General features: G+C 67.8%; 12 protein-coding genes. 9 read left to right on the top strand and 3 right to left on the bottom strand.

Annotation, left to right across the window (positions count from 1 at the left end):
- Positions 1–26 precede the first annotated feature (26 nt).
- The 3 genes from EZ242_RS20385 to EZ242_RS20375 are packed head-to-tail and all read right to left on the bottom strand — an operon-like array spanning position 27 to position 3,456.
- The gene (locus EZ242_RS20385) at positions 27–812 is read right to left on the bottom strand and encodes an SDR family NAD(P)-dependent oxidoreductase (RefSeq protein WP_135287055.1); all 786 of its coding nucleotides are present in this window, start codon (positions 810–812) and stop codon (positions 27–29) included.
- Positions 809–2,683, bottom strand: a complete 1,875-nt coding sequence (locus tag EZ242_RS20380) for a feruloyl-CoA synthase (protein WP_420821262.1) — start codon at positions 2,681–2,683, stop codon at positions 809–811. The genes EZ242_RS20385 and EZ242_RS20380 overlap by 4 nt, the downstream gene beginning before the upstream one ends.
- On the bottom strand, positions 2,680–3,456 hold the full coding sequence (locus tag EZ242_RS20375; protein ID WP_135287054.1) for a crotonase/enoyl-CoA hydratase family protein: 777 nt from the start codon (positions 3,454–3,456) through the stop codon (positions 2,680–2,682). Before EZ242_RS20375 ends, EZ242_RS20380 begins: the two co-directional genes overlap by 4 nt.
- Positions 3,457–3,547: 91 nt before the next feature.
- Between EZ242_RS20375 and EZ242_RS20370 the strand changes: the two genes are divergently transcribed.
- The 9 genes from EZ242_RS20370 (at position 3,548) to EZ242_RS20330 (ending at position 14,641) form a co-directional block, all read left to right on the top strand.
- Complete coding sequence (locus tag EZ242_RS20370; protein WP_135287053.1) at positions 3,548–4,411, top strand: amidohydrolase family protein; 864 nt, start codon at positions 3,548–3,550, stop codon at positions 4,409–4,411.
- 267 nt (positions 4,412–4,678) lie between these two features.
- Positions 4,679–6,601, top strand: a complete 1,923-nt coding sequence (locus EZ242_RS20365; protein ID WP_135287052.1) for a PrkA family serine protein kinase — start codon at positions 4,679–4,681, stop codon at positions 6,599–6,601.
- Between the two features lie 97 nt (positions 6,602–6,698).
- Positions 6,699–8,006, top strand: coding sequence for a YeaH/YhbH family protein (locus EZ242_RS20360; RefSeq protein WP_135287051.1), 1,308 nt, complete (start codon positions 6,699–6,701; stop codon positions 8,004–8,006).
- Positions 8,003–9,538: a SpoVR family protein gene (locus EZ242_RS20355; protein WP_135287050.1), complete on the top strand. Its 1,536-nt coding sequence runs from the start codon at positions 8,003–8,005 to the stop codon at positions 9,536–9,538. The genes EZ242_RS20360 and EZ242_RS20355 overlap by 4 nt, the downstream gene beginning before the upstream one ends.
- A gap of 314 nt (positions 9,539–9,852) precedes the next feature.
- Entirely contained in the window at positions 9,853–10,626 is a 774-nt protein-coding gene (rfbF, locus tag EZ242_RS20350) for a glucose-1-phosphate cytidylyltransferase (protein WP_135287049.1), read from the top strand.
- A gap of 13 nt (positions 10,627–10,639) precedes the next feature.
- Positions 10,640–11,179 (top strand): dTDP-4-dehydrorhamnose 3,5-epimerase, encoded by a 540-nt coding sequence (rfbC, locus tag EZ242_RS20345; RefSeq protein ID WP_135287048.1) that lies wholly within the window; start codon positions 10,640–10,642, stop codon positions 11,177–11,179.
- Positions 11,176–12,504, top strand: coding sequence for an NAD(P)H-dependent oxidoreductase (locus EZ242_RS20340; RefSeq protein WP_135287047.1), 1,329 nt, complete (start codon positions 11,176–11,178; stop codon positions 12,502–12,504). Before rfbC ends, EZ242_RS20340 begins: the two co-directional genes overlap by 4 nt.
- Positions 12,501–13,538 (top strand): NAD-dependent epimerase/dehydratase family protein, encoded by a 1,038-nt coding sequence (locus tag EZ242_RS20335; protein ID WP_135287046.1) that lies wholly within the window; start codon positions 12,501–12,503, stop codon positions 13,536–13,538. Before EZ242_RS20340 ends, EZ242_RS20335 begins: the two co-directional genes overlap by 4 nt.
- Before the next feature lie 17 nt (positions 13,539–13,555).
- Positions 13,556–14,641 carry a core-2/I-branching beta-1,6-N-acetylglucosaminyltransferase family protein gene (locus EZ242_RS20330; RefSeq protein WP_135287045.1) on the top strand — a complete coding sequence of 362 codons (1,086 nt, stop codon included), beginning with the start codon at positions 13,556–13,558 and terminating at the stop codon, positions 14,639–14,641.
- Position 14,642: the final 1 nt, after the last annotated feature.

Raw genomic sequence — 14,642 nt, 5'->3', positions numbered from 1 at the left:
GAGGTGGTTGGGGGAATCGGAACGACTCAGCGCGGCGCCATGCGCAGCGCGCCGTCGAGGCGGATCACCTCGCCATTGAGGTGGCCGTTGGTGACGATGTGCGCCGCCAGCTGCGCGAACTCCTCGGGCTGGCCCAGGCGCGGTGGAAAGGGAATGGAGGCGGCCAGCGACTGCTGCACGGCCTCGGGCAGCTCCTTCATGAGCGGCGTTGCGAACAGGCCCGGTGCCACGGTGCACACGCGGATGCCGTGCTGCGCCAGGTCGCGTGCCATGGGCAGGGTCATGCCGACCAGACCGCCCTTGGAGGCGCTGTAGGCCTGCTGCCCCACCTGACCGTCGAAGGCCGCGACGGAGGCGGTGAACACCATCACGCCACGCTCGCCGCCATCCAGCGGGTCGAGCCGGGCGCAGGCGGCGGCGAAGAGGCGCGCGGCGTTGTAGCTGCCCACCAGGTTCACGTTGACCACCCGCACGAAATCCTCCAGCGGCGCGGGGCTGCCATCCTTCTGCACGATGCGCCTGGCGCTGCCGATGCCGGCCACGTTCATGAGGATGCGTGCCGGCCCCAGGGCCACGGCGGCGCGGTCCAGCGCCGCCTGCAGGCTGGCGGTGTCGGTGATGTCGCAGGCGCAAGCGATGGCGCGGCCGGCGCCGTGGGCGGCATTGATGGCATCCGCAACCGCCTGGGCCTGCGTCTCCTGGCGGTCGAGCACGGCCACGCGCGCGCCCAGGCGGGCGAGCTCGCGCGCCGTGGCCTCGCCCAGGCCCGAGGCGCCGCCGGTCACGAGCGCGGTCTGGTCCTGGATGTTCATGCCCGGGCTCCCCGGGGCTTGAGGGTGAAGGGGAGCTGGTCGTCGTGGAAGGCCTGCACCAGTGCGTCACGGTGCTTGAGGACGCTGCGCTGGTTGAGAGACCCCTTGTCGGTGACCTCGCCGCGGTCGATGGAGGGGGGCTCGTGCAGCAGGTGCAGGCGGGCGACGCGGTTGGCGCTGCCGGTGGCGGACTTGGCCAGCTCGTCGATCACGCCCTGGAAGTGCGCCTGTACCGGGGCGCTTTCCACCACGGCCTGGAGGCTCGCGTCGTCCGGCAGCCCGGCGAGGCGGCGCACCGCCGCGGTGGGGAAGACCAGCGCGCCCACTTCGTTGCGATTCAGTCCGGTGACGACGACGTCCTGCACGTAGGGGGCGCCGGCGGCGATGATCTTCGCGCGCAGCGGTCCCACGCTGACGAAGGTGCCGGTGGCGAGCTTGAAGTCCTCGGCGATGCGGCCGTCGAACTTGAGGCCCTTGTGCGGGTCGTTCTCGTCGATCCAGAGCACGGCGTCGCCGGTGCAGAAGAAGCCTTCCTCGTCGAAGGATTCGCGGGTGGCGGCTTCGTTGCGCCAGTAGCCCGGGGTGATGTTGGGGCCGCGGTAGCGCACCTCGGTCTTGCCGTCCACCGGCACCAGCTTCAGCTCCACCCCCGGCGTGGGCACGCCCAGGTAGCCGGATTTGACGTCGGGGCTGGTCACGAAGATGGCGAAGGGCGCCGATTCGGTCATGCCCAGGCCGGTGCCCATGACGATGCGCTCGCCGATCTCGCGCTCCTGCACCTCGTGCAGCGTGTCCCAGACCGGCTGCGCGAGCGCGGCGCCCGAGTAGAAGAACATGCGCACCCGCGACAGCAGCGTGCGGCGCAGGACCTCATCGGTCTTCATGGCATTGGCAATGGCCTCGAAGCCGGTGGGGACGTTGAAGTACACGGTCGGGGCGATCTCGCGCAGGTTGCGCAGGGTCTCGCCCATCAGCGCCGGGGTGGGCTTGCCGTCGTCGATGTAGAGCGTGCCGCCGTTGTAGATCGTCAGGCCGATGTTGTGGTTGCCGCCGAAGGTGTGGTTCCAGGGCAGCCAGTCCACCAGCACCGGCGGCTCCTCGGCCAGCACCGGCATGCTCTGGCACATCTGCTGCTGGTTGGCGCACCACATGCGGTGGGTGTTGACCACGCCCTTGGGCAGCTTGGTCGAGCCCGAGGTGAAGAGGAACTTGGTGATGGTGTCCGGGCCGGTGGCCTGCATGGCGGCATCGACCGCGGGCGTGGGCTCGGTGTCCAGCAGGGCCTGCAAGGGCGTGGAGGGGCGCTCCAGCGCGCCCTGTGCGAGCACGACCTCCACGTCGGCTGCAACCGCGGCCGCGATCGCCCGTCCGTATCGCTGCGAGTCGGCGGCGAACACCAGGCCGGGCGTGAGCGTGGCCAGGATGTGCCGCAGCTTCTCGTAGTCCTGGCTCACGGTGGAGTAGGCGGGCGAGACCGGGCAGAAGGGAATGCCCGCATAGAGGCAGCCCAGCGAGAGCAGGGCGTGCTCCAGGTCGTTCTCGCTCAGGATCACCACCGGCCGCTCGGCCGACAGGCCCCGATCCAGCAGGGCCTGGCCGATGCGGCGCGCGCTGTCCAGCGCCTGCGCGTAGCTGATGTGCCGCCAATCTCCGGTGCCGCCGCCCGGCAGCCGCTCGCGGCGCGCCATGAAGCTGCGCTCGGGCGCGGTGTTCGCCCAATGCACCAGCTTGTCGGTCATGCGCCGGGGGTAGGACTGCAGGTCCTGGTCGGCACGGACGTAGCGCACGCCTTGCGCGCCCTCGCGCACGACCACGCGGGTGACGCCGAAGCGCAGCGGACGGTACCGGGGAGTGGCCTGCGTTTGCATCATTCGGCCCGCTTGACCTTGTCGGCGCGCTTCTCCAGGAAGGCGCGCACGCGCTCCTTGGCCTCGGGCGCGCTCTGCGCGATGGCGGCCATGAGCGCCTCGGTGAAGAAGCCCTGGTCGGCCGGCTGCTCGGCGATGCGCGGCAGTGCGTGCATGAGGGCGTAGTTGGTCAGCGGGGCGTTCTGTGCCACGCGCTCGGCCAGCTCCAGCGCCTTGTCGAAGGCCGTGCCCTGCGGAACCAGGTACTGCGCGAAGCCGGCGCGCTCGCCGTCCTGGGCGTTGTAGACGCGGCCGGTGAGCATCATGTCGGTCATGCGCGCCGCGCCGATGAGGCGCGGGATGCGCACGCTGCCGCCGCCGCCCACGAAGATGCCGCGCGAGCCCTCGGGCAGCGCGTAGAAGGTGGACTCGTCGGCCACGCGGACGTGGCAGGCCGAGGCCAGCTCCAGGCCGCCGCCCACCACGGCGCCATGCAGCGCAGCGATGACCGGCACCGGGCCGTACTGCACGCAGTCCAGCGCCTTGTGCCACATGCGCGAATGCAGCAGGCCGGCGCCGGCGTCGCGCTCCTGCAGCTCGGACAGGTCCAGGCCGGCGCAGAAGTGTTCGCCCTCGCCGTCGAGCACGGCGGCGCGCACGCTGCCGGGCAGTCGCTCGAAGGTGTCGCGGATGGCCAGTACCAGGGCGTCGGAGATGGCGTTGCGCTTGCTGGGGCGGGTGAGGCGGACGATGGCGATGGCGCCGCGGACCTCGAGCTGGATGTCTTGCGTGGTCATATGAGGGTTTTGCCGGTGGCGGCGATTATTGTTATGTACGATAACCAAATCAAGTCCCGCGACGGCTGGGATTTACCCTAGGAACGCACCCATGGACCACCGCAACCTGATCGCCATCGACATCCACACCCACGCCGAAGTGAGCTGCTGGAATCCCTTCGACAACTACGGCGAGGAGTACGACCGCGCCGCCGACAAGTACTTCAAGAGCGCGCGCCGGCCGACCATCGCCGAGACCATCGCGTACTACCGCGAGCGCAAGCTCGGGCTCGTCATGTTCACCGTGGACAGCGAGTCCAAGCTCGGGCGCCGCCGTATCCCCAACGAGGAGATCGCCGAGGCGGCCAAGCAGAACGCGGACATGATGATGTGCTTCGCCTCCATCGACCCGCACAAGGGGAAGATGGGTGCGCGCGAGGCCGAGCGCCTGATCGCCGAACACGGGGTCAAGGGCTTCAAGTTCCACCCCACCGTGCAGGGTTACCACCCCTACGACAAGATGGCCTGGCCGATCTACGAGGTGATCAACGCGCACAAGATGCCGGCGATCTTCCACACCGGCCACAGCGGCATCGGCTCGGGCATGCGCTGCGGCGGCGGGCTGCGGCTGGAGTACAGCAACCCGATCCACCTGGACGACGTCGCCATCGATTTCCCCGACATGCAGATCATCATGGCCCACCCGAGCTGGCCGTGGCAGGACGAGGCGCTGTCGGTCGCGACGCACAAGCCCAACGTCTGGATCGACTTGTCCGGCTGGAGCCCCAAGTACTTCCCCAAGCAGCTGGTGCAGTACGCGAACACGCTGCTGAAGGACCGCGTGCTCTTCGGAAGCGACTACCCCCTCATCACGCCCGAGCGCTGGATGAAGGACTTCGAGGAGGCGGGCTTCAAGCCGGAGGTGATGCCCGGAATCCTGAAGGGGAACGCGGTGCGTCTTCTCGGCCTCGATTGAGCCTGCGCGGCGGCCTCGTTCGCGCTGCGTTTCGCGCCTGCCGCAGCGGGGCATGAACGGGTGTCGTTGCGGCGAAACGGCACGCGTGTAAAGGCCTCTTCACGGGAACCTTCGGCCCTTCTCTTTTGTCTCTCGTTCACCTACATTGATGACAGGTGCCGACTGACAGAGGTGGCGCGAGGGCAAAACGCCTGCTGCGCTAAAGTGGGACGCACCAGTGATCGCCGCAGTCCCGGTGGTCGCCGAGAGTAGGTTGAAGGAGGTTCCATGGACGTGATCCGCAACTTCCTGGCGCGTTATGAACAGACGCGCGAGGAGGAGATGTCGCTCGAGGAATACCTGGATCTGTGCAAGCGCGATCCCCTCGTCTATGCAACGGCCGCCGAACGGATGCTGGCCGCCATCGGCGAGCCCGAGGTCATCGACACCCGGCATGACCCGCGCCTGTCCCGCATCTTCGCGAACAAGATGGTGCGCATCTATCCGGCATTCAAGGATTTCTACGGGCTCGAGGAGCCCATCGAGCAGGTGGTCTCGCACTTCCGCCATGCTGCGCAGGGCCTGGAGGAGAAAAAGCAGATCCTCTACCTGCTGGGCCCCGTGGGTGGAGGCAAGTCCTCCATCGCCGAGCGCCTGAAGCAGTTGATGGAGCAGGTGCCGTTCTACGCCATCAAGGGCTCGCCGGTGAACGAGTCGCCGCTGGGTCTTTTCAGCAACGACGAGGACGGGCCGCTGCTCGAGCAGCAGTACGGTGTCGCGCGCCGCTACACGCAGAAGATCATGTCGCCCTGGGCCGTCAAGCGCCTGGAGGAATACGGCGGCGACGTGCGCAAGTTCCGCGTGGTCAAGCGCTATCCGTCCATCCTCAAGCAGATCGCCATCGCCAAGACCGAGCCGGGCGACGAGAACAACCAGGACATCTCCTCGCTGGTCGGCAAGATCGACATCCGCAAACTGGAGCAGTACGCCCAGGACGATCCGGACGCCTACAGCTACTCCGGCGGCCTGTGCCTGGCCAACCAGGGGCTGCTGGAGTTCGTGGAGATGTTCAAGGCGCCCATCAAGGTGCTGCACCCGCTGCTGACGGCCACGCAGGAAGGCAACTTCAAGGGCACCGAGGGCTTCGGCGCGATTCCGTTCGACGGCATCGTGATGGCGCACTCGAACGAGAGCGAGTGGAAGGCGTTCCGCAACAACAAGAACAACGAGGCTTTCCTGGACCGCATCTACATCGTGAAGGTGCCGTACTGCCTGCGTGCTTCCGAAGAGATCAAGATCTACGAGAAGCTGCTTCGCAACTCCTCGCTCAAGGACGCGGTGTGCGCGCCCGGGACGCTCAAGATGATGGCGCAGTTCGCCATCCTCACGCGCCTGAAGGAGCCCGAGAACTCCAGCATCTTCTCCAAGATGCAGATCTACGACGGCGACAACCTCAAGGACACCGACCCCAAGGCCAAGAGCTACCAGGAGTACCGCGACTACGCGGGCGTGGACGAGGGCATGACGGGCATCTCCACGCGCTTCGCGTTCAAGATCCTGTCCAAGGTCTTCAACTTCGACTCCAACGAAGTCGCGGCCAATCCGGTGCACCTGATGTACGTGCTGGAGCAGCAGATCGAGCGCGAGCAGTTCCCGGCCGAGACCGAGCAGAAGTACCTCTCCTTCATCAAGGAGCACCTGTCGGCGCGCTACGCGGAGTTCATCGGCAAGGAGATCCAGACCGCCTACCTGGAGTCCTACTCCGAGTACGGCCAGAACATCTTCGACCGCTACGTCACCTACGCCGACTTCTGGATCCAGGACCAGGAGTACCGGGACACCGATACCGGCGAGATCTTCGACCGTGCGGCGCTCAACGCCGAACTCGAGAAGATCGAGAAGCCCGCGGGCCTGTCCAATCCCAAGGATTTCCGCAACGAGATCGTCAACTTCGTGCTGCGCGCGCGGGCCAACAACGCCGGCAAGAATCCCCTGTGGACCAGCTACGAGAAGCTGCGCACGGTGATCGAGAAGAAGATGTTCTCCAACACGGAGGACCTGCTGCCGGTCATCAGCTTCAATGCCAAGGCCAGCGCCGACGAGCAGAAGAAGCACGAGGACTTCGTCAACCGCATGGTCGAGAAGGGCTACACGCACCGCCAGGTGCGCCTGCTGTGCGAGTGGTACCTGCGGGTGCGCAAGAGCTCATGACCGGACCCACCCCGATGCGCCATGGGCGCACTCCTTCCAGGGGCGCCGCCCGCGATCCGGCACGCCGGCTCGCGGGGTGGCCCAGAATGAACTCGCCATGTCCAAGCAGACCGAACGTGCCCAGCTTCACCAGGTGATCGACCGGCGGCTGTCGGGTAAGAACAAGTCCATCGGCAACCGCGAACGGTTCCTGCGCCGCTACCGCGAGCAGATACGGGACGCCGTGCGCAAGGCGGTCGGCGACCGCAGCATCCACAACATCGAGGAGGGTGCGGACATCACCCTTCCCAAGCGCGACGTCTCCGAGCCCGTGTTCCACCACGGGCAGGGCGGCAACCGCGAGATGGTCCACCCCGGCAACCAGGAGTACCTGCGCGGCGACCGCATCCCGCGTCCGCGCGGCGGGGGCGGTGGCAGCGGCAGCGGCGAAGCCTCGCCCGACGGCAGCGGCGAGGACGACTTCACCTTCCGCATCACGCGGGAGGAGTTCATGAACTACTTCTTCGACGACCTGGCCTTGCCGCGGCTCATCCGTACGCAGCTGCTGGCCGATGCGCCGGAGTGGAAGAGCCGGCGCGCGGGCTTCGTCTCCGAGGGCAACCCCACCAGCCTGCACGTGGTGCGGTCCATGCGCGTGGCGCTCGGGCGGCGCATCGCCATGGGCGGCGAAGCGCGCCTGGACCTGCGCCGCGCCGAGGAGCACCTGCGCGCGCTGGAAGAGCGCCCCGACACGCCGGCGGCCGAGCTCGAGCAGGTGCGCAGCGAGGTGGAGGAACTGCGCCGGCGCCTGGGCCGCGTGCCTTTCCTGGACCCCTTCGACCTGCGCTTCCGCCACCGCGTGCGCGAGCCGCTTCCCACCAGCAAGGCGGTGATGTTCTGCCTGATGGACGTCTCCGGCTCCATGGACGAGTCGCGCAAGGACCTGGCCAAGCGCTTCTTCATCCTGCTGTACCTGTTCCTCTCGCGGCACTACAAGCAGACCGACGTGGTCTTCATCCGCCACCACACGCAGGCGGCCGAGGTACCGGAGGACGAGTTCTTCCACGCCACCGAAAGCGGCGGTACGGTGGTCTCCAGCGCGCTCACGCTCATGCACCAGGTCATCCGTGAGCGCTACATGGGCAGCGAATGGAACATCTACGGCGCGCAGGCTTCGGACGGCGACAACTGGCAGCAGGACTCGTCCAAGTGCCGGGACATCCTGGAGAACAAGCTGCTGCCGCTGGTGCGCTACTTCGCCTACGTGCAGGTGGCCGACGAGGACCAGAACCTCTGGGAGGAGTACACCCGGGTGCGTGACGCCAACGTTCACTTCGCCATGCAGAAGATCGTGACGCCGGCCCAGATATTCCCGGTGTTCCGCGACCTCTTCAAGAAGACTCCCGCTGGAGCGACATTGCCATGAACGCTGTCCTGGACTCGTCCCGGCTCCCGCGCGCCGAGCGCCTGCCCAACGCCTCGGACTGGACTTTCGATCTCATCGAAACCTACTTCCAGGCGATCCGCCGCACGGCCGAGCACTACAAGCTGGACACCTACCCCACGCAGCTGGAGCTCATCTCGGCCGAGCAGATGCTGGACGCCTACGCCTCCGTGGGCATGCCGGTGAACTACCGCCACTGGTCCTTCGGCAAGCAGTTCATCTCCAGCGAGAAGAGCTACCGCCGCGGCCACATGGGCCTGGCCTACGAGATCGTGATCAATTCCGATCCGTGCATCGCCTACCTCATGGAGGAGAACACCATGCCCATGCAGGCGCTGGTGATGGCGCATGCCTGCTTCGGGCACAACTCCTTCTTCAAGGGCAATTACCTGTTCCGCATGTGGACGGACGCCAGCTCGATCATCGATTACCTGGTGTACGCCAAGGACTACATCTCCGAGTGCGAGGAACGGCACGGCATCGACGCCGTCGAGGAGGTGCTGGACGCCTGCCACGCCCTCATGAACCACGGGGTGGACCGCTACCGCCGGCCGCAGAAGATCTCCATGGTCAAGGAGGAGCAGCGCCGCAAGGAGCGCGAGGCCTACCTGCAGCAGCAGGTGAACGACCTCTGGCGCACCCTGCCGCCGGCCCCCGGCAAGCAGCAGCGCAAGGAGCTGCGCCGCTTTCCGGAAGAGCCGCAGGAGAACCTGCTGTACTTCATCGAAAAGCACGCGCCGCTGCTGGAGCCCTGGCAGCGGGAGATCGTGCGCATCGTGCGCAAGGTGGCGCAGTATTTCTACCCGCAGCGGCAGACGCAGGTCATGAACGAGGGCTGGGCCACCTTCTGGCACTACACCCTGCTCAACACCATGTACGACGCCGGCCAGCTCGCCGACGGCTTCATGATCGAATGCCTGGCCTCGCACACCAACGTGGTCTTCCAGCCGCCGGTCACCGACCGGCGCTACTCGGGCATCAACCCCTACGCGCTCGGCTTTGCCATGTTCACGGACCTGCGGCGCATCTGCGAGAAGCCCACCGCCGAGGACCGCGAGTGGTTCCCCGACATCGCCGGCAGCGACTGGGTCAAGACGCTGGACCACGCCATGCGGCACTTCAAGGACGAGAGCTTCGTCGGCCAGTTCCTCTCGCCCAACCTCATGCGCGAGTTCCGGCTGTTCTCCATCGTGGACGATTCGGCCAGGAAGGACCTCGAAGTCGCCGCCATCCACGACGAATCCGGCTACCGGCACGTGCGCGAGGCGCTCGCGCGGCAATACGACCTGAACTTCCGCGAGCCCAGCATCCAGGTCTGGAACGTCAACCTGCGTGGCGACCGCTCGCTCACCCTGCGCCACTTCCGCCAGAACGACCGCCCGCTGGACAACAGCGCCGAGGAAGTCGTCAAGCACGTGGCGCGCCTGTGGGGTTTCCGCGTGCGTCTGGAGAGCGTGGACAACCACGAGCGCGTGTTGCAGCACTGGGAAGTCGCGCCGACGCCGCACGGCTGATCTCCCGCTGCAGCGGGGCCGTCGCGCGTCGAGCGCTGAACGCATCCACGAAGGCCCCCGCGCGAGGCCTTTCTGTCGTGGGCGAGGGCGGCCTGCGTACGGTTGGCAAACTTTCTACTCGTCAGCCAACTTCCATTCCGCATGCGCCCTGCGTCTGACGGCTGTAGTCGGCGGCCGCCGACCAGTCGCGCTAACCCCCAAGCACAACACTAGAGGCTGGTCACACAGCACGAGCAGTGCACGCACACAGGGAGGTCCGCTTTGCCCATCGATCATCACGCGCCCATGGGCGCACACATCTGAGGAGTGCGCGCATGCAGGTCGTGATCCTCGCCGGCGGCTACGGCACCCGCATCAGCGAAGAAAGCGCCATTCGACCCAAGCCCATGGTCGAAATCGGCGGCCGGCCCATCCTGTGGCACATCATGAAGATCTACCTGGCCCACGGCCTGAACGACTTCGTGATCTGCTGCGGCTACAAGGGCCACGTCATCAAGCAGTTCTTTCGCGACTACGCGCTTGATGGCGCGGACGTGCGCTTCGACATGCGCGAGAACACGACCACGCTGCTGCGCACCTCCAACGAGCCCTGGCGCGTCACGCTGGTGGACACGGGCCTGGAGACCATGACCGGCGGGCGCCTGAAGCGCGCCGCGCCCTACCTCAATGAAGGGCCGTTCTGCTGCACCTACGGCGACGGTGTGGGCGACGTGGACATCACGCGCCTGATCGCCTTCCACCGCGAGCAGGGCGTGAACGCCACGGTGACCGCGGTGCAGCCGCCTGGCCGCTTCGGCGCCTTCACGCTGCCGTCCAGCGGCAACCGCATCGCCAGCTTCAAGGAAAAGCCCGGTGGCGACGGCGCCTGGATCAACGGCGGCTTCTTCGTGCTGGATCGCAGTGTCCTGGACCTGGTCGATGGTGACCAGTCCGTCTGGGAGCGCGAGCCCATGGAGAAGCTCGCCGCCTCGGGCCAGCTCGCGGCTTTCCGCCACGAGGGCTTCTGGCAGCCCATGGACACGCTGCGCGACAAGCAGACCCTGGAAGGGCTGTGGAACGCCGGCCGTGCCCCCTGGAAAGTCTGGTGATAGGGAGGCCCGCATGATCTTCACGCCCGTCTATCTTTCCGGCGCGACGCTGGTCGAACCCGAGCGGCGCCAGGACGCGCGCGGCTGGTTCGCCCGCGTGTACTGCGAGCGCGAGTTCGCCGCCCGCGGCCTGCCCACGCGCATGGTGCAGACCAACCTGTCGCTCACGCGCCGCGCCGGCACCGTCCGGGGCATGCACTTCCAGCACGCGCCCAACGCCGAGGACAAGCTGGTGCGCTGCGCGCGCGGCGCCATCTGGGACTGCATCGTCGATCTGCGGCCGCAGTCCCCCACCTATTGCCAGTGGTTCGGCGCCGAGCTGAGCGAGGACAACGGCCGCATGCTGCTGGTGCCCAAGGGCTTCGCGCACGGCTTCGTGTCGCTCACCGACGATGCCGCCGTCACCTACCAGGTCTCGGCCTTCTACGCCCCCGAATCCGAAGGCGGCGCCCGCTGGGACGACCCGGCCTTCGGCATCGAGTGGCCGGTGCCGGTGATCGACATGTCCGACAAGGACCGCAACTGGCCGGACTACCAGCGGGAGGCCCAGTGATCCTGGTCGACAAGGCATTGGAACGACGCGCCCAGGAAGGGCGCCCCATCCGCATCGGCCTGGTCGGCGCGGGCTTCATGGCGCGTGGCATCGTGCTGCAGGTCGCGCTCTCGGTGCCCGGCATGCGGGTGGCCGCCATCGCCAACCGCACGCTGGAGACCGCGGCGCGCGCCTACCGGGAGGCGGATATCGCCGGGGTGCGCACGGTGGATTCGGTGGCGGCGCTGGAGCAGTGCGTCGCTGCCGGCACGCCGGCCATCACCGACGACCCGCTGCTCCTGTGCCGGGCCGAGGGCATCGACGCCATCGTCGAAGTCACCGGCACCATCGAGCGGGCCGCTGCCGTCGCGCTGGAGGCGATCCGCCACGGCAAGCACGTCATCCTGATGAACGCGGAGGTGGACGGGACCATCGGCCCCATCCTCAAGACCTACGCCGACCGCGCCGGCGTGGTGCTCACCAGCGCCGACGGCGACCAGCCCGGCGTCATGATGAACCTGTACCGCTTCGTCAAGGGCATCGGCGTCAGGCCGGTCCTGTGCGGCAACATCAAGGGCCTGCACGACCCCTACCGCAATCCCACCACGCAGGCGGGCTTCGCCAAGCAGTGGGGACAGAACCCGGCGATGGTGACCTCCTTCGCGGATGGCACCAAGATCTCCTTCGAGAACGCCATCGTCGCCAACGGCACCGGCATGCGCGTGGCGCGGCGCGGCATGCACGGCCCCACGGTGCCTGCCGGAACCCCCATCCAGCAGGCGGTGGAGCTGTACCCGCTCGAGGACCTGCTCGAAGGCCCGGGCATCGTGGACTACGTGGTCGGCGCCATGCCCGGCCCGGGGGTCTATGTGCTGGGCACGCACGACCATCCGCAGCAGCGCCACTACCTGGACCTGTACAAGCTCGGCAAGGGGCCGCTCTACTGCTTCTACACGCCCTACCACCTGTGCCACTTCGAGGCGCCCAACACGGTGGCGCGCGCGGTGCTGTTCGGCGATGCGGCGCTCGCACCGCTGGCGGGGCCCCTGGTGGAGGTGGTCGCCACCGCCAAGACGGCGCTGGAAGCCGGCGCGGTGCTGGACGGCCTGGGCGAGTACATGACCTACGGCCTGGCCGAGAACGCGGACACCGCGCGTCGCCAAAACCTGCTGCCCATCGGCCTGGCCGAGGGCTGCCGCCTCAAGCGCGCCGTCGCGCGCGACGAGGTGCTCAGCTTCGACGACGTCGAGCTGCCGCCCGGGCGCCTGTGCGACCAGCTCTGGCGCGAGCAGATCGAGCGCTTCTTCCCGCAGTACGCACACCACCAAGAATCGAGGACTTCATGAAACTGCTCGTCACCGGCGTCGAGGGCTACATCGGCTGCCTGCTCGCTCCCTACCTGATGGCACGAGGGCACGAGGTGGTCGGCCTGGACACCGGCTATTACCGTGACGGGTGGCTGTTCAGCGACCGCAGCCTGGTGCCCCAGTTCCCGCGCCTGATCATCCGTGACATCCGGCAGGTCACGCCGGAAGACCTGCAGGGCGTGGACGCGGTGCTGCACCTGGCGGAGCTGTCCAACGACCCCTTGGGCGAGAACGTGCCGGAGCTCACCTACGAGATCAACCACAAGGCCTCGGTCCGCCTGGCCGAGATGGCCCGCGCCTCGGGCATCTCGCGCTTCATCTATACCTCTTCGTGCAGCGTCTATGGCGTGGCCGACGGCGGCGCGCCCATGACCGAGACCTCGGCCACCAACCCGCAGACGGCCTATGCCAAATGCAAGACGCTGGTCGAGCGCGACGTGGGGGCCATGGCGGGCGATCATTTCTCGCCCACCTTCCTGCGCAATGCGACCGCCTACGGCGCCTCGCCGCGCATGCGCTTCGACATCGTGCTGAACAACCTGTGCGGCATCGCCGCCACCAGCGGCAAGATCGCCATGACCAGCGACGGCACGCCCTGGCGCCCGCTGGTGCACGTGCTGGACATCTGCGAGGCCCTTGCCTGCGCGGTGGAGGCGCCGCGCGATGCCATCCACAACCAGGTCTTCAACGTCGGCCATGACGCCGACAACTACCAGGTGCGCGAAATCGCGGAGATCGTGGCCGAGGTCTTCCCCAGCTGCGAGCTGAGCTTCGGAGCCTCCGGTGCGGACAACCGCAGCTACCGCGTGAGCTTCGCCAAGATCCACGCGCAGCTGCCCGGCTTCCGCTGTGCCTGGGACGCGCGGCGCGGCGCCCGCCAGCTGCACGAGGTGTTCAGCCGCATCCAGCTCGACGAGTCCGGCTTCAATGCCCGCCCCTTCACCCGCCTGAAGCAGCTGCGCTACCTGTCCAGCACCGGCCAGATCGACGACCGCTTCTTCTGGACCCACTGACCGACGACGGAGACCACGTGGAGCCCAGTTCGCGTCCGGACGACGAGCGCCGTCGCCCGCGCATCGTGTTTGCCCTCATGTCCGCGGTGGCGCCCGTCGCCGCGGTCGATGAGCTCGCGATGGCGCTGGCGCCGCACACCGTGCTCGTCCATCACGACTTCTCGCAGCAGCCCGACTTTCCCCTGTCGGCGCCCAACGTGGTCTTCGTGCCGGAGCCGATGCGCACGGGCTGGGCGGTGTTCGGCTTCGTGGAGGGCATCTTCCACACGCTGCGCCACGCCTGCCGCGAACTTGAGTTCGACTACCTGCAGCTGCTCAGCCCGAGCTGCCTGCCGATCAAGTCGATGGCGCACTTCGAGGCCCACGTGGGCGGGCCCGAGGAGGCGCACTTCGACTGCATCGACCTGCTGGCCGACCGGGATGCCCTCATGTCGGTGGGCTACCGCGCCTTCACGCCCGAAGCCAGCCTGCGCCACCGGGTCGCGCGGCGCCTGAGCATGGAGTACTTCGGGCCCGAGCACGACCGGCGTGACGAGGCCGGCATCTGGCTGCGAAGCGGCGGCCGCGCAGGCGTGCTGCCCTTGGCCGCCCGGGGCCTGGTGCACGCCCTGAGCCATCCGGCCATTGGCCGCCATCCCTTCGGCGAGGACCTGCGCCCCTACTACGGCTCGGCCTGGTTCGGCGCGCGCCGCCGCGTCGTGGAGGCGCTGGTGGATGAATTCGCGAAGCCGCAGCTGCGCGATTACTTCAGCCGACTGCGCATCGCCGAGGAGTTCCTGCTGCCCACGCTGCTGATGCAGGCGGCGGGCCGCAGCAGGGGCCCGAGCAACCATTACGTGCACCGCTTCGATGAAGCCCACGCGGGGCTCCTGCAGGAGCAGGATCTGAACCTGCTGCGCGAGCAGCCGGCCTTTTTCGCGCGCAAGTTCCCGGTGGACGTGGAGGCGCCCGTGCGTCGCCGCGTGATCCAGGCGCTGTGCCAGGACGACGCGCGTGCTGCGGCACCGCCTGCCTCGACGCGCGCCGCTTCGCCGCGGCCGCTCGATGTCCACCCCGGCGAGCGCGCGCTGCACGCCGCCACCCTGGGCGTCAAGCGCGCCTGAG

The organism is Ramlibacter rhizophilus (assembly GCF_004681965.1).
In the GTDB taxonomy this organism is placed as follows: Bacteria; Pseudomonadota; Gammaproteobacteria; order Burkholderiales; family Burkholderiaceae_C; genus Ramlibacter; species Ramlibacter rhizophilus.
The sequence above is the reverse complement of the archived record's forward strand: the minus strand, read 5'-3'. Positions and strand labels throughout refer to the sequence as shown.

Excerpts from the sequence above, each read along its gene's own strand:
- EZ242_RS20385 (WP_135287055.1), bottom strand. The coding sequence starts at position 812 with ATGAACATCCAGGACCAGACCGCGCTCGTGACCGGCGGCGCCTCGGGC.
- EZ242_RS20380 (WP_420821262.1), bottom strand. The coding sequence starts at position 2,683 with ATGATGCAAACGCAGGCCACTCCCCGGTACCGTCCGCTGCGCTTCGGC.
- EZ242_RS20375 (WP_135287054.1), bottom strand. The coding sequence starts at position 3,456 with ATGACCACGCAAGACATCCAGCTCGAGGTCCGCGGCGCCATCGCCATC.
- EZ242_RS20370 (WP_135287053.1), top strand. The coding sequence starts at position 3,548 with ATGGACCACCGCAACCTGATCGCCATCGACATCCACACCCACGCCGAA.
- EZ242_RS20365 (WP_135287052.1), top strand. The coding sequence starts at position 4,679 with ATGGACGTGATCCGCAACTTCCTGGCGCGTTATGAACAGACGCGCGAG.
- EZ242_RS20360 (WP_135287051.1), top strand. The coding sequence starts at position 6,699 with ATGTCCAAGCAGACCGAACGTGCCCAGCTTCACCAGGTGATCGACCGG.
- EZ242_RS20355 (WP_135287050.1), top strand. The coding sequence starts at position 8,003 with ATGAACGCTGTCCTGGACTCGTCCCGGCTCCCGCGCGCCGAGCGCCTG.
- rfbF (WP_135287049.1), top strand. The coding sequence starts at position 9,853 with ATGCAGGTCGTGATCCTCGCCGGCGGCTACGGCACCCGCATCAGCGAA.
- rfbC (WP_135287048.1), top strand. The coding sequence starts at position 10,640 with ATGATCTTCACGCCCGTCTATCTTTCCGGCGCGACGCTGGTCGAACCC.
- EZ242_RS20335 (WP_135287046.1), top strand. The coding sequence starts at position 12,501 with ATGAAACTGCTCGTCACCGGCGTCGAGGGCTACATCGGCTGCCTGCTC.